Origin of the sequence: Aeromonas allosaccharophila (assembly GCF_016026615.1) — a bacterium.
Lineage (GTDB): Bacteria > Pseudomonadota > Gammaproteobacteria > Enterobacterales > Aeromonadaceae > Aeromonas > Aeromonas allosaccharophila.
Window position 1 is genome coordinate 3,820,001 of record NZ_CP065745.1, and the last position, 13,722, is coordinate 3,833,722.

The following is a 13,722-nucleotide window of genomic DNA, read 5'->3' on the forward strand; positions in this document are numbered from 1 at the left end:
TCGCAGTGACCAGATGGCTGGGACTGTTTATCAAAAACACAGCACTCTGCAAACACGAAAGTGGACGTATAGGGTGTGACACCTGCCCGGTGCCGGAAGGTTAATTGATGGGGTTAGCGCAAGCGAAGCTCTTGATCGAAGCCCCGGTAAACGGCGGCCGTAACTATAACGGTCCTAAGGTAGCGAAATTCCTTGTCGGGTAAGTTCCGACCTGCACGAATGGTGTAACCATGGCCATGCTGTCTCCACCCGAGACTCAGTGAAATCGAATTCGCCGTGAAGATGCGGTGTACCCGCGGCTAGACGGAAAGACCCCGTGAACCTTTACTACAGCTTGGCACTGAACATTGAACCTACATGTGTAGGATAGGTGGGAGGCTTTGAAGGCGTGACGCCAGTTGCGCTGGAGCCGTCCTTGAAATACCACCCTTGTATGTTTGATGTTCTAACGCAGGGCCCTGAATCGGGCTCGCGGACAGTGCCTGGTGGGTAGTTTGACTGGGGCGGTCTCCTCCCAAAGAGTAACGGAGGAGCACGAAGGTTGGCTAATCCTGGTCGGACATCAGGAGGTTAGTGCAATGGCATAAGCCAGCTTAACTGCGAGACGGACAGGTCGAGCAGGTACGAAAGTAGGTCATAGTGATCCGGTGGTTCTGAATGGAAGGGCCATCGCTCAACGGATAAAAGGTACTCCGGGGATAACAGGCTGATACCGCCCAAGAGTTCATATCGACGGCGGTGTTTGGCACCTCGATGTCGGCTCATCACATCCTGGGGCTGAAGTCGGTCCCAAGGGTATGGCTGTTCGCCATTTAAAGTGGTACGCGAGCTGGGTTCAGAACGTCGTGAGACAGTTCGGTCCCTATCTGCCGTGGGCGTTGGATGATTGAAGGGAGTTGCTCCTAGTACGAGAGGACCGGAGTGAACGAACCTCTGGTGTTCGGGTTGTCACGCCAGTGGCACTGCCCGGTAGCTAAGTTCGGAATCGATAACCGCTGAAAGCATCTAAGCGGGAAGCGAGCCCTGAGATGAGTCATCCCTGACCCCTTGAGGGTCCTAAAGGGCCGTTGGAGACCACAACGTTGATAGGTGGGGTGTGTAAGCGCGGCGACGTGTTGAGCTAACCCATACTAATTACCCGTGAGGCTTAACCATACAACACCCAAGAAGTGTTCTGGGCCTTGTAGCAAATACCAAGCGAACTACTAACTAATTCAGTGATAGCGACAAGCCACGAGCAACATCGTTATTCACGTCAGCTTTCTCAGATTGAAGAATTTGCCTGGCGGCCATAGCGCCGTGGAACCACCTGATCCCATGCCGAACTCAGAAGTGAAACGCGGTAGCGCCGATGGTAGTGTGGCATTCGCCATGCGAGAGTAGGACACTGCCAGGCACCAATTAAACAACGCTGTGAGACATCACGACGTTGGCCGAGAGGATGACACCTCGTTGAAGCGGCAGACAATTTAGCGAAAAGCTAACCAGACAGCGGAGCGGTAGTTCAGTCGGTTAGAATACCGGCCTGTCACGCCGGGGGTCGCGGGTTCGAGTCCCGTCCGCTCCGCCACTAATTTGAAAGGCCTTCCCGACTGGGAAGGCCTTTTTGCTATGTGACGTTTTTAAGTCTTGTTTTTATCATCTTGGGCCAAAAAGCCCTCACTCCTTGCTATTTTGTCTCTAAATTCCGCCCTTTTCTGGTCGTTCCTCAACCATTTGCCGCTCTGCTATCGGTCAATACCGGCATCTGTCGGGGGCAGGGTGCTGGTGTGCTTCATGCTCTCCCCTCCTTCATCCGGACACCGCCCCGCTTGGATTAATGTGTGTGCCACAAACAAAGAGGCCTTCCCGTTGGGAAGGCCTCTTTTCTTTATCTATCAGTGATTGCCATCACTCGGTCGATTTATCAGGGCTTCTCTTTGTTGCCAATGCTCAGGCCAAGCTTGATGGAGAGGGCTGCCAGCAGCAGCAGCATCATGATCAGGGAGAAGAAGTTGCTGCCGAGCTCCGGGTATTGCACCTTGAGCAGCGCGGAGTGGCCGAAGGCACCGATAAAGAAGCAGAGCAGGGTGCAGACAGGGGTATTGCCCACCATGGGTTCATGGCGATAGTGCTGGAACAGCTGGTAGGCCGCCAGCCAGAGGGCAATCAGCGGGAAGAAGGAGAAAGGCACCACCGAGTTGGTCAGCACGGCCAGCGAGGCATCGCCACAGATGCCAATCAGCATCGCCATGGCGAGCGGTTTTTTCGGGATCATAAGCTGTTCAGGCATGTCGTTCTCCATCCTGTGGTCATGGGTGAGGTGCACGGCGCTTCTGGTTTTGTACCTCGGCGCCCATGGCGATCATCCGCAGTTGGCTAATGGTACGATCGGAGAGTGCCCGGCACTCTTCGCTGGTCATGTCGAGCGCATCGGCACCGGCACTGAATACGATGGTGACCATGGCTTCAGCCTGGATGTAGGCATCTTCCCGTGGCGCTTCAGTGGTGGCTTCCAGATAATCGGTCAGCTCGGCGATGAAGTGCTGGATCTCGCGCGCCACTGCCTGACGAAAGGCGGCCGAGGTGCCGGAGCGCTCCCGCAGCAGCAGCCGAAAGATATTGGGGTTGTTCTCGACGAACTCCATAAAGGTCTGCACCGAGGTGCTGATGACACTGCCGCCACCGGCAATGCGCTGACGTGCCTGGCGCATCAGTTGGCGCAGGGTAAGACCCCCTTCGTCAACCAGGGTCAGGCCTAGCTCTTCCATGTCGCGAAAGTGGCGATAGAAAGAGGTGGGGGCGATACCCGCTTCACGAGCGACTTCCCGCAGGCTGAGATTGGAGAAACTCCGGTTGGCACACAGTTGGCTGAATGCAGCATCGATCAATGTACGCCGGGTTTTTTCTTTTTGTTGAGCGCGAATACCCACAGAATCAGTCACCTTCAGCTTATCGAGGCCAAATGATAACCCGAAGGCGCCTCAGGATCAGGTTTGTATCCTACTTTTTTACCATTGACCCTGAGGAAATCGCCATGGAAAATGGTGAACAGCTGTTCGCTGAAAGGATGCAATGAGATGGCCAGACCCCCGATTATTTTGACCAATACCCTGCTGTTCTCCCTCTCCGGGATAGTGGCGCTGATTGTCGTGCCCTGGTACGGCATGAGCCACGGTTACGATCTCTGGCAGTGGGCCAGTTTCCTGTTGTTGTTCTGCCTGAGTGGTCTCTCCATCACCGCAGGCTATCACCGACTCTGGTCGCACAAGGCCTATAAGGCGCACCCCGCTTTGCAGTGGTTGTTTGCCATCGGCGGCGCGTTGGCGCTACAGAATTCGGCCCTGCACTGGTCGGCCGATCACCGCCGTCACCATCGCCATGTGGATGACAATGAAAAAGACCCCTACAGTGCGGGGCGCGGTTTCTGGTACTCCCACATCGGCTGGATGTTGCGGGAGCATCAGGGAGATCGCTATGGCGATTACAGCAATGTGCGGGATCTGCAGAACAACCCTGTGATCGCGTTTCAGCATCGTCACTATCTGGTGCTGGTGCTGGCGACCAATCTGGGTCTGCCGCTGCTGTTTGGTCTGTGGCACGGGGATCTGTTCGGCATGTTGCTGCTGGCGGGCGTGCTGCGGATGGTGATGACGCACCACACCACATTCTTCATCAACTCGCTGGCCCATATCTGGGGCAGTCAGCCCTATACCGACCGCAATACCGCCCGCGATAACGGCATCCTGGCCTTTTTCACCTTTGGCGAGGGGTACCACAACTTTCACCACCTGTTCGAGAATGACTACCGCAACGGCATTCACTGGTGGCAGTTCGACCCGACCAAGTGGTTGATCCGGCTTGCCTCCTGGTGTGGTCTGGCGGGGGATCTCAGATCCTCGCCGGAGGAGCGTATTGAGCAGGCTCGGCTGCAGATGCAGCTGAAGCGGGCGCAAGCCAGATTGCGCAAACAGGAGGATCGCGAACTGTGGCAGGCGCTGCTGCAGGAGGAGTACGACAAGCTGAGCCAGCAGCTGCAACACTACTACGCCAGTCGCAAACGGCTGCTGGAGCTGCGCAAGCGCAAGGCGTTGGCGCGCTATGACCGCCTCAAGCTGCAACTGGAGTACCGTGCCCTGCGGGATGGCTTCATCGCAGGCAAACGCAACTGGAGCCGCCTGCTGGCAGGCATTGCATGATGCCTTGCCGGTGTCAAACAGACTAAAAGAGAAGACCGCCAGCTGGCGGTCTTCTCTTTGGTATGCATGTTTGAACGGGCTAGTTGGTTTGGCTCTGCTGTTGCTGCAACTGATCCAGTGCCTGTTGCTCCTGCTGGCTGAGACCCAGCTGTTCGCAGGCCTGCTCAACGCTGATCCCCGGATGGCACATCATGATATCCAATAACGTGAGGGCTAGTTGGCTTGGCTCTGCTGTTGTTGCAATTGATCCAGTGCCTGTTGCTCCTGCTGGCTGAGACCCAGCTGTTCGCAGGCCTGCTCAAAGCTGATCCCCAGATGGCACATCATGATGTCGATGGCGGGCAGATAGTTTTTCATAGCTTCTTCCATGGTGATCCTCCAGACCCGTCACTTATGCCCTGAACCACTCGGGGCGGCAATTAGACTTTAGGCTTAGTCTGTCCATTTGATAAGCACCCCTGCCACTGAGGGAGGGAATTTGTTACCCTGCACCATGATAAAAACGGTTGCCGTATGACTGCGAGCAACAGGTGAGGAGCAGGGCATGTTATTGAGTTTCTTGATCATCGCTTCAGGTTGGTGGCACATCCGTGCTGCCTACGGTTCAGACAGCCGCCAGTTCTATATCAGCAAGCCGCTGACCATGCTGCTTATCATCGCGTTGGCGTTCGGCTATCAGAGTTATGACCACGACGGTTCTCACGCCTGGATCCTGCTCGGCCTCTGCCTCTCGCTGGCGGGCGATGTGCTGCTGATGCTGCCAAGCGATCGCTTCATTCAGGGGTTGGCGGCATTTCTTGTCGCGCATCTCTGCTATATCGTCGGCTTTGCCCAGGGGCCGCTGGTGCTCAATCTGTTGGATGGTTTGCTGCTGTTGCTGATCGCCGGCATGGTCTTTGGTCTGCTGTGGGGCAAGCTGGGGGAGATGCGGATCCCGGTCTTCTGCTACATGCTGGTGATCATCGGCATGGCCTGGGTGGCCGCCGGTGCCTGGCATGCTTCGCTCACCGCCGGTTCTGCCGCCGCTCTGGTGGGGGCGCTGATGTTCCTCTTCTCCGACAGCATGCTGGCGCTCGATCGCTTCCGCCGCCCCTTTCCCCACGCCCGCGCCTGGGTCATGAGCAGCTACTTCGCCGCGCAATTCCTGATTGCGGGATCGCTGGCGGGATAACGCCATCTGGTTGAGTGCGGGTAACAGATAACGAAAAACGGGCATTGGCCCGTTTTTCGTTTTATGCCCGGCGGTTTTTCACGCCTCTAACGGTTCGGCATCCGCTGCCCGCGGGGCGGGGGATTTGAGCAGCAGCATCAGGGCGCTGGCGATCAGCAGGAAGATCCCCATGATGTAGAACACCTGGTTGTAGGCCATGATGGCCGCTTCCCGGTTGATGGTATTGGCCAGCATGGCCCGCGCTTGCTGCTGGGCAATCTCGGGGCCTGAGCCCTGCGCCATCATGCTCTGGGCCAGCTGCAGTAGATAGCTCTGCCCCTCGATACTGCTGGCAGCCAGAGTGCTGCCAATTTGCAGCACATGGGTGCGGGTATTGTTGTCGAGCAGGGTCGCGATGATGGCGATACCGAATGCACCGCCGAGGTTGCGCAGCACGTTGAGCAGGGTCGAGGAGGAGGGGATCTCGTCGTGGCTCAGACTGGCGGTGGCGACCAGCGACAGCGGCACCATGATGAAGGGTTGTCCCAGCGCCCGAACGATGAGCGACTGGATCAGCTGCGGCCCGGCGTAGTCGGCACTCATGTTGACGTTCATAAAGCAGCTGACGGCGAAGATCAGGAAGCCGAAGCTCACCAGATAGCGCGGGTCTATCTTGTGGGTCAGTTTGGGCACCAGCGGCAGCACCAGCAGTTGCGGCAGTCCCATCCACATCAGTACCTCGCCGATTTCCAGCGCGTTGTAGTTGTGGATCTGGGTCATATAGAGCGGCAGCACATAGATAGAGCCCATCAGTGCCATGCCGAGGATCAGATAGGCGAAGCAGGCCAGTGCGAAGCGCGGGTTGTGCAGCAGCCGCAGATTGACCAGCGGGTGACGGCGGATCAGCTGGCTGATGACGAAGAACACTAGCGCTACCGCCGAAATGACCGCTAGTCGCACGATGAAGCTTGAGCCGAACCAGTCCTCCCGGTTGCCCTCCTCCAGTACCACCTCTAGCAAGCCGAGCCCGAGCGCCATGGTGACAATCCCGATGAGATCCACCCGCTTGATCACGGCCCAGTCCACCGGTTTTTTATCCAGCCCGTGGGCCAGCATGGCCATCACCAGCAAGCCTGGCGGCACGTTGAGATAGAAGATGTAGTGCCACGACATCTGCTCGGTGAGCCAACCGCCGAGGGTCGGGCCGATGGCGGGGGCGAAGGTGGCGCAGAGGCCAAACAGCGCCATGCCGGTGGCCCGCTTCTGTAGCGGCAACAGGGTAACGATGAGGGAGAAGGCCATCGGGATCAGCGCCCCGCCGGTGAAACCCTGCAGCGCCCGGAAGACGATCATGCTGGTGAGGTTCCAGCTGAACGAGCAGAGCACGGAGGCGACGATGAAGGCGCCGGTGGTCCACAGCAGGTAGCGGCGCACGCTCAGCCCCCGGCTCAACCAGCCGCTCAGGGGGATGGCGATCATCTCCGCCACCAGATAGGAGGTGGAGATCCAGGAGCTTTCGCTCAGAGTGGCCGATAGCGCCCCCTGAATATCCTTCAGGGAGGCATTGGTGATCTGGATATCGAGGATGGCCATGAAGGCGCCGATAAGCCCCCCCATGACCGCAATCCAGTTGCGACGTGGAATGGGTTCCATCAGTTGGCGGCAACCACGGGATCAGGCGTGCGGGTATCCACGATCACTTCGGTAGAGAGACCCGGCAACAGCTTGCCTGCCAGCAGGCCCGGCTCGGGGATGCGGATCTTGACCGGCACCCGCTGCACGATTTTGGTGAAGTTGCCGGTGGCATTCTCCGGCGGCAGCAGGGCGAACTTGGCACCGGTCGCCGGGGCCAGGCTGTCGATGATCCCCTCGACCGGTTGATCCGGATAGGCATCCAGCACCACTTCGACCTTCTGGCCCGGCTGCATATGGGCGAGCTGGGTCTCCTTGAAGTTGGCCTCGACCCACACCTGTTGCAGCGGCACCAGACTGGCGACCTGCATGCCGGACTGGACGTAGAGTCCTTCCCGCAGGCTGCGCTTGCCGATGATGCCGTCGGCAGGTGCCCGCAGTTCGGTGTAACCGAGCTCCAGCTTGGCCTGCTCCAGCTGTGCTTCGCTCAATGCCAGCTTGGCCAGGTTCTGCTTGCGCTCGGCATCCAGTACCAGCAGTCGTTCACGGGCCGCCTGCAGGGCGGCTTTGGCCTCCTGGGCTTGCGCCTGATTGACCTGCAGGCCGGCACGCACCTCGTCCAGACTGTCTTGCGAGCTGTAGTGACGCTGGTTGAGCTGGCTGATGCGGTTGACCTGCTGGCTGGCGCGCAGCTGCTCGGCATTGGCGGAGGCGACCTTGGCCTCGGCTTGCTGGATCAGGCTCAGCTGTTGGGTGCGGGTAGCTGCGAGATTTTCGGCCGTCGCCTGATTGAGATGCAGGTCGGCCTCAGCCTCGGCCACTTTGGTCTTGTATTCACGGTCATCGAGCCGGGCGATCAGCTGTCCCGCTTTGACCGGCTGGTTGTCGGTGACCAGCACTTCGCGGATATAGCCGGGCAGCTTGGAGCTGATCCCGGTCACTTCACTCTGCAGGTAGGCGTTGTCGGTGCTTTCAAAATAGCGGCCGTGAAGATACCAGTAACCGGCGAACAGCAGACCGAGCAGCGCCAATATCATGGCTGCCAGCAGGGGAATTTTTTTGTGTTGACTCATTTTTGTGATTCCTGAACTTAAGGGGCGCAGGCTAACACTGGTCAACTGTTTCGATTAGTATTGGTTCACGAGATATACAGTTTCACTGGTGCAACAATGGATCTCAATGCCGCGTTAATTCTGGTGCGAATCGTCGACAAAGGCTCGTTTACGGGAGCCGCTCGCGAGCTGGGGATGACCAAGGCGATGGTCAGCCGCCGCATCGCCGAGCTGGAACAGCGGCTCGGGGTGCGCCTGCTCTATCGCTCCACCCGTCAGCTCACCCTGACTGAGGAGGGGGAGAAGTACTACCTGCACTGCAGCAAGGCGGTCGATGCCCTGACCGAAGCCGAGCTGATGCTGAGCGCCAGCCAGCAGGAGGTGACCGGCATCCTCAAACTGGCGGTGCCCATCGAGACAGGGCAACTGGTGGTCGGGCGCTTGGTCGCCAAGTTTTTGCAGGCCTATCCTGCCCTGCAGGTGGAGCTGGAGCTGACCAACCGGGTGGTGGACCCCATCAGCGAAGGGCTGGATGCGGTGGTGCGGATTGGCGACATGAGCGACTCCAATCTGGCGGCGCGCCGGCTCTGGAGCACCGGACGGCTGCTCTGTGCCAGCCCGGACTATCTGGCGCGCAGTCCGGCCATCGCGCGGCCGGAGGATCTGGTCAATCACGAGCGGGTGACGGTGAGCAGCGGTTTTCTCGCCTCTCACTGGTGCTTCGAGCTGGATGGCAGAGAGGTGCTGGTTGACCCCCCATCCCGTTTTCGGGTCAATAATATTACCTGTGCCCGGGAGGCGGCAAAGGCGGGGCTGGGGTTGGCCTCGTTACCCGCTATGCTCTGTCAGGATGAGCTGGCCAGCGGCGAGCTGGTGATCCTGCTGCCAGAGTGGCAGCAGCCCAGGGTGCCCATCTACCTGCTGTTTCCGGAACGGCGGCTGATGCCACGCAAGTTGCGGGCATTCATCGATTTCATGATTGAGAACGGCGCCGAGTTTGGCATCGACAAGTTGTTGTAAGGGGGAGCTATGGATAACTGGATCAATCTCTATCGCGCCTCTCATACCCTGGAGGCACACGCCCTGAAAGGGGCGCTGGAGGCAGAAGGGGTGCTGGTGCGGCTCAATGGCGAGGGGCTGTCCGGCGCCCTTGGCGAACTGCCGGTCGACATGCTGCAGGTGACCCTGATGGTGCGGGCCGAGGATCGCAGCAAGGCAGGAAGAGTCATCGAGCGTTACCAGCAGCGTCAGGGTAACGGTTGGCTGTGCGGTCAGTGCGGGGAGGAGAACGGCGCCAACTTTGAGGTCTGCTGGCGCTGTCATCACGATCCCCACGACAGCTGAGTTTTCTTCCGCTAGCGCGGCGGGAACTCGATATCTTCCCCCGCGCTGGCATCGTGATAGATCGCCAGATCCAGCTCGTTTTCGCTGCGGGCGATCAGCACCGATACCAGAATATCCCCCGATACATTGACCGTGGTGCGCGCCATGTCGAGGATCCGGTCAATGCCAGCAATCAGTGCCACCCCTTCCAGCGGCAAGCCCACCGCAGTCAGTGTCAGGGTCAGCAGCATGAGCCCGGTGCCCGGGGTACCTGCGGTGCCGATACTGGCCAGGGTGGCGATGCTGATGATGGTCAGGTAATCGACCATGTGCAGGTCCACCCCGAATGCCTGAGCCACAAACAGCGCGGTGACTCCCTGATAGAGGGCCGTGCCATCCATGTTGATAGTGGCGCCGATGGGCAGCACCTTGGCGGTGATGGCGGGTGAGACCCCCAGCCGCTTCTCGGCGCAGGCCAGACTGATGGGCAGGGTAGAGCTGCTGGAGCTGCTGGTGAAAGCCACCGCCTGGGCATCGACGATGCTCTTGAAGTAGTGCAGTGGATTGAGCCGTGCCAGCAGGAGCAGCAGGGTGCTGTAGATCCCGAGTACATGCAGCAGGCAGCCTAGGTAGACGGCGCCGATCACCTTCAGCAGTGGCAGCAGCAGGTCTAGGCCGTACTTGCCGGTCATCCAGGCCATCAGGGCGCAGACACCGTAAGGGGCGAGCGCCATCACCATCTGGGTCAGCTTGAACATCCCCTCGGCCAGCGAGGTGAAGAAGAGGATGGCGGGGCGACCACGGCGGCCGCTGGCGTTGAGGGCCACCGCCAGCGCTACCGCAAAGACGATCACTTGCAGGATCTTGCCATCCACCATCGCCTGTACCGGGTTGCTCGGCACCAGATGGCTCAGCACGCTGGCCATGGTGGGTGGTTCCGACATGCCGATGCGCTCATAGGGGCCCATGTCGGCACCCATGCCGGGCTCCAGCAGCCAGCCCATCATCAGGCCGATGCAGATAGCGATGGCTGTCGAGCAGAAGTAGAGGCAGATCGCCTTGCTGCCAATGCGATCGAGGGCCTTGCCCTTGAGCAGCGAGGTGAGACCGGCGATGACCGAGCAGAAGATAAGGGGCACCATCAGCATCTGGATGGTGTTGACGAACAAGACGCCAAGGGGCTTGAGCAGCAGGGCCTGCTGTTCAAAACCGACGCCCAGACCAATCCCTGTCAGCATGCCGATCAGTGTCTTGAGCCAGAGGGGGCGGCGGGTCCAGATCTGCCAGGGCTTGAGAGCCTCTCCATGGAACAGCATGACGCCAATATCCTTATACATTGTCTGCGATGGCCAAAAAGGGGCGCCAGTGTAGCGATCCCTGACGCGGGTTGCCACATTATCGACAAAGCGGCGGCGGTGACCACTCCCCTGGCCAGGTAATGCGCAATTTATTGGCCTATATCAAGATCCCTCCGGGCGGGGCGATATTTAATTGGCATTAAATATGTTCATTATTGAGGTGAGAGATGTCGCAATCGGTTCATGGTCACGAAGTGATGGAGATGATGCTGGCGCAAGGGGGGCAATTTACCCGTGCCAGCCTGAAACAGGCGATGGCGGAGCGGTTCGGTGCCGAAGCCCGTTTTCATACCTGCAGTGCCAGCGAGATGGATGCAGAAGCGCTGATCGACTTCCTGGCCGCTCGTGGCAAATTTATCGACTCGGCAGAGGGCTTCCAGACCCATGCCGACAAGATCTGCAACCACGGTTAACCCCGCAGCGAGCGCATCTGGCGCTCGCTCAATTCTTCGCCCTTTGCTATATTTCGCCCCCTCTCTTTTCCCTATTCAGGGCGTAGCCCGGGCGTTGTATGGATACTTTTTCTGCCGCAGTCATGCTGTTTCTGATCATGGACCCGCTGGGCAACCTGCCGGTCTTCCTCTCTATCCTGCGTCATATCGATCCCAAGCGACGCCGCAAGGTGATGATCCGCGAGCTGCTCTTCTCGCTGGCCATCATGATGCTGTTCCTGTTTGTCGGTCAGCAGATCCTCGGCTTCCTCAATCTGCGGCAGGAAGCGGTCAGTATTGCGGGGGGCATCATCCTGTTCCTGATCGCCATCAAAATGATCTTCCCGAGTGAAGGAGGGGTGACCGGACTGGCGGCGGGCGAGGAGCCCTTCCTGGTGCCGATGGCGATCCCGATGATCGCCGGTCCTTCGATCCTTGCCTCTTTGATGCTGCTGGCCAATCAGGAGCCAGCCCGGATGGTGGACTGGTCGCTGGCGCTCTTTATGGCCTGGGCCGCCAGCGCGGTGATCCTGATGTTCTACGAGGTATTCAACAAGCTGCTGGGTGAGCGGGGACTCACTGCGGTGGAGCGGCTGATGGGCATGCTGCTGGTGATGATCTCGGTGCAGATGCTGCTTGATGGCGTACATCACTATCTGGCGGTGACCGGTCAGGGCTGACCGGTTTACATGCCGGAATGAATGAAACGGGGCTATGCAGAGCCCCGTTTTTTGTGCCGCCAAGAAGGTATGCCGTCACCCGAGTGTGGTCGCTGCGGGTTCCAGTTTGCTCATGATGAGGGAGAGCAGCAATTCCCGCAGCCAGCGGTGGCCCGGATCCTCGCTGTGACGCTGATGCCAGATCAGCAGATGGGAGATGCTGTCCAACCCGATGGGCAGCGGCAGTTGCAACAGCGGATAGACCTGGGTGGCGTGGCGGGCGTAGAGCTTGGAGAGCGTCACTATCATGTCGGAGTGCATCCCCATCCGCAGCGCCGCCTCGAAGGAGGGCACGGTCGCCTCGATACGTCGATAGAGATCCTGCTCCGCCAGCTTGTGATCCAGCATCCAGCGATCCCGCCCCTCGCAGTAAGTCTGCACATGGGGGTAGCTGAGGTAGTGATCCAGATTCCAGTTGGGCTCCCGCAGCGCGGGGTGGTGCTGCTGCACCAGACAAGTGAGATCATCGACCGCCAGCACCCGCTGGCAGATGCTGTCGGGCAGGGTGTCGAGCCGGTAATCGGAGCTGATGCAGTTCTCCCGCACCGCGAAGGCGATATCCACCTGTCCCTGACTCATCTCGGTCAGACTGTTTTCGGTCCACTCCTCATAGCGCAGGCGGATCCGTGGTGCCTGCCGCTTCAGCTCGCTCAGGTAGAGCGGCGCAAACAGGGTGAAGGCGCTGTCCATGCTGGCGATGACGAACTCCCGCTCGGAGCTGGCGGGGTCGAACTCGGGCGGCTGGATCAGGTTGTCCAGCGACAGCAGGATGGGTTGCAACTGCTGTTGCAGCGCAAGGGCGCGGCCGGTGGGTTCCAGCCCGTAGGCGGAGCGGATGAAGAGGGGATCGTTGAAGGTATCGCGCAGGCGGCCGAGGGCCTTGCTGACCGCAGACTGGCTCAGATGAAGGCGGCGTGCGGCCTTGCTGCCGTTGCGCTCTTCCAGCAGCACCTGCAGGATAATCAGCAAATTGAGGTCGATGCGACCCAGTTGTTCCAGCAGCATGATATGAATCCTCTTCAATTCTAAGATGAATTTATACCATTTGTTTTCATATCTTGGCGATCTTATCCTCGAATGGTCTCAGGTTCGCATGAACCACTGGTACAGGATGTAGCGGTTGAGGGGACATGTAGCACAATCAATATGGCGACCTCAGGGTCGCCCTATTTTTTGGCTATGATTTATTTGCTCACTTGCACCTGCCTTGATTTTGCCCAACAATCCCTGCGCTCTATTTTGATACAAGTAACAGATATCTCTTTGTGAGGGAGTATCCCTATGGGACTCGGTGGAATTCATATCTGGCATATGTTGATCCTCTTGCTGGTCGTTGTGCTGGTCTTCGGCAGCAAGCGTCTTGCCAGTGCAGGTGAGGATCTGGGGACCGCCATTAAAGATTTTCGCAAGGCGATGCGTGACGACGCAAATCATCCGAAATAAGCAGTAGGAGTAGAAAATGTCTGTAGACGAGAAAGTTGAACTGAACGAAACCTGTGACAGCTGCGGCTGTTTTGCCGAGATCGGCACCATCATCGGCGAAGGCGACGATGTGATGGATCTGGTGATTGAAGCCGCGGCCGAGGCGGATGCCCGCGCCAAGCTGGCTGCCTATGAAGCACTGGCCAAGCAGGTCACTGCCGAAGCTCAAGTGAGCAGCGAACTGACCCAGGGCGCCAACGGCGTAATCCTGAAAGCCCGCCTGCAATTCACCTGCACCGCCGAAAAACTGATTTTCGAAATGCGGGCCCGCTCTATCTGAGTGGTCTGATAACGCGGCAGGTTTGCCTGCCGTGTTGACCCTTCTGCTGTGGGTCGGCGTTCTATAGTTACTCTATCCCACAGACGTTTTTGCCCGGCGCGAGTCGGCCAACAGAAG

General features: G+C 58.8%; 15 protein-coding genes, 1 tRNA gene and 2 rRNA genes (1 of these 18 running past the window's edge). 11 read left to right on the forward strand and 7 right to left on the reverse strand.

Going from position 1 to position 13,722, the window contains the following annotated elements; genetic code table 11:
• From I6G90_RS17485 to I6G90_RS17495, 3 genes are all read left to right on the forward strand, one after another.
• Window positions 1-1,155 (forward strand): 23S ribosomal RNA (locus I6G90_RS17485) (it extends 1,734 nt beyond the left edge of the window).
• A gap of 126 nt (window positions 1,156-1,281) precedes the next feature.
• A 5S ribosomal RNA gene (gene rrf / locus I6G90_RS17490) occupies window positions 1,282-1,396 on the forward strand.
• Window positions 1,397-1,493: 97 nt separating this feature from the next.
• Window positions 1,494-1,570 (forward strand) — tRNA-Asp (locus I6G90_RS17495).
• A gap of 336 nt (window positions 1,571-1,906) precedes the next feature.
• On the opposite strand, the gene I6G90_RS17500 is transcribed toward I6G90_RS17495, so the two are convergent.
• On the reverse strand, window positions 1,907-2,272 hold the full coding sequence (locus I6G90_RS17500) for a YijD family membrane protein (RefSeq protein WP_075111781.1): 366 nt from the start codon (window positions 2,270-2,272) through the stop codon (window positions 1,907-1,909).
• A 19-nt stretch (window positions 2,273-2,291) separates the two neighbouring features.
• Window positions 2,292-2,912 (reverse strand): HTH-type transcriptional repressor FabR, encoded by a 621-nt coding sequence (gene fabR / locus I6G90_RS17505; protein ID WP_058054236.1) that lies wholly within the window; start codon window positions 2,910-2,912, stop codon window positions 2,292-2,294.
• Between the two features lie 147 nt (window positions 2,913-3,059).
• Between fabR and I6G90_RS17510 the strand changes: the two genes are divergently transcribed.
• Window positions 3,060-4,178 carry a fatty acid desaturase gene (locus I6G90_RS17510; RefSeq protein WP_197928493.1) on the forward strand — a complete coding sequence of 373 codons (1,119 nt, stop codon included), beginning with the start codon at window positions 3,060-3,062 and terminating at the stop codon, window positions 4,176-4,178.
• 213 nt (window positions 4,179-4,391) lie between these two features.
• Here the strand turns inward: I6G90_RS17510 and I6G90_RS17515 are convergent, their stop codons facing one another.
• Complete coding sequence (locus I6G90_RS17515; RefSeq protein ID WP_162182404.1) at window positions 4,392-4,535, reverse strand: hypothetical protein; 144 nt, start codon at window positions 4,533-4,535, stop codon at window positions 4,392-4,394.
• 187 nt (window positions 4,536-4,722) lie between these two features.
• Here I6G90_RS17515 and I6G90_RS17520 point away from each other — a divergent pair, with 187 nt between their 5' ends.
• Window positions 4,723-5,349 (forward strand): lysoplasmalogenase, encoded by a 627-nt coding sequence (locus I6G90_RS17520; RefSeq protein WP_197928494.1) that lies wholly within the window; start codon window positions 4,723-4,725, stop codon window positions 5,347-5,349.
• 78 nt (window positions 5,350-5,427) lie between these two features.
• Here I6G90_RS17520 and I6G90_RS17525 read toward each other — a convergent pair whose 3' ends face one another.
• Both I6G90_RS17525 and I6G90_RS17530 read right to left on the reverse strand, forming a co-directional pair.
• Window positions 5,428-6,981 (reverse strand): DHA2 family efflux MFS transporter permease subunit, encoded by a 1,554-nt coding sequence (locus I6G90_RS17525; protein ID WP_197928495.1) that lies wholly within the window; start codon window positions 6,979-6,981, stop codon window positions 5,428-5,430.
• The gene (locus tag I6G90_RS17530; RefSeq protein ID WP_111806266.1) at window positions 6,981-8,033 is read right to left on the reverse strand and encodes an HlyD family secretion protein; all 1,053 of its coding nucleotides are present in this window, start codon (window positions 8,031-8,033) and stop codon (window positions 6,981-6,983) included. Before I6G90_RS17530 ends, I6G90_RS17525 begins: the two co-directional genes overlap by 1 nt.
• A 96-nt stretch (window positions 8,034-8,129) precedes the next feature.
• Here I6G90_RS17530 and I6G90_RS17535 point away from each other — a divergent pair, with 96 nt between their 5' ends.
• Window positions 8,130-9,032, forward strand: a complete 903-nt coding sequence (locus I6G90_RS17535; RefSeq protein WP_197928496.1) for a LysR family transcriptional regulator — start codon at window positions 8,130-8,132, stop codon at window positions 9,030-9,032.
• Window positions 9,033-9,041: 9 nt separating this feature from the next.
• On the forward strand, window positions 9,042-9,356 hold the full coding sequence (locus I6G90_RS17540) for a putative signal transducing protein (protein WP_058054231.1): 315 nt from the start codon (window positions 9,042-9,044) through the stop codon (window positions 9,354-9,356).
• Between the two features lie 11 nt (window positions 9,357-9,367).
• On the opposite strand, the gene I6G90_RS17545 is transcribed toward I6G90_RS17540, so the two are convergent.
• Window positions 9,368-10,651, reverse strand: a complete 1,284-nt coding sequence (locus I6G90_RS17545; protein ID WP_197928497.1) for a dicarboxylate/amino acid:cation symporter — start codon at window positions 10,649-10,651, stop codon at window positions 9,368-9,370.
• Between the two features lie 209 nt (window positions 10,652-10,860).
• Between I6G90_RS17545 and I6G90_RS17550 the strand changes: the two genes are divergently transcribed.
• Both I6G90_RS17550 and I6G90_RS17555 read left to right on the forward strand, forming a co-directional pair.
• Window positions 10,861-11,106 carry a YecH family metal-binding protein gene (locus tag I6G90_RS17550; RefSeq protein ID WP_042057059.1) on the forward strand — a complete coding sequence of 82 codons (246 nt, stop codon included), beginning with the start codon at window positions 10,861-10,863 and terminating at the stop codon, window positions 11,104-11,106.
• A 98-nt stretch (window positions 11,107-11,204) separates the two neighbouring features.
• Window positions 11,205-11,804 (forward strand): YhgN family NAAT transporter, encoded by a 600-nt coding sequence (locus I6G90_RS17555; RefSeq protein ID WP_042057060.1) that lies wholly within the window; start codon window positions 11,205-11,207, stop codon window positions 11,802-11,804.
• A gap of 75 nt (window positions 11,805-11,879) precedes the next feature.
• On the opposite strand, the gene I6G90_RS17560 is transcribed toward I6G90_RS17555, so the two are convergent.
• Window positions 11,880-12,848 (reverse strand): LysR family transcriptional regulator, encoded by a 969-nt coding sequence (locus I6G90_RS17560; protein ID WP_111806270.1) that lies wholly within the window; start codon window positions 12,846-12,848, stop codon window positions 11,880-11,882.
• A 276-nt stretch (window positions 12,849-13,124) separates the two neighbouring features.
• Between I6G90_RS17560 and tatA the strand changes: the two genes are divergently transcribed.
• The gene (tatA, locus tag I6G90_RS17565) at window positions 13,125-13,286 is read left to right on the forward strand and encodes a twin-arginine translocase TatA/TatE family subunit (RefSeq protein ID WP_005339944.1); all 162 of its coding nucleotides are present in this window, start codon (window positions 13,125-13,127) and stop codon (window positions 13,284-13,286) included.
• Window positions 13,287-13,302: 16 nt separating this feature from the next.
• Window positions 13,303-13,605: a YfcZ/YiiS family protein gene (locus tag I6G90_RS17570; protein WP_005339945.1), complete on the forward strand. Its 303-nt coding sequence runs from the start codon at window positions 13,303-13,305 to the stop codon at window positions 13,603-13,605.
• The last annotated feature ends 117 nt before the right edge of the window (window positions 13,606-13,722 follow it).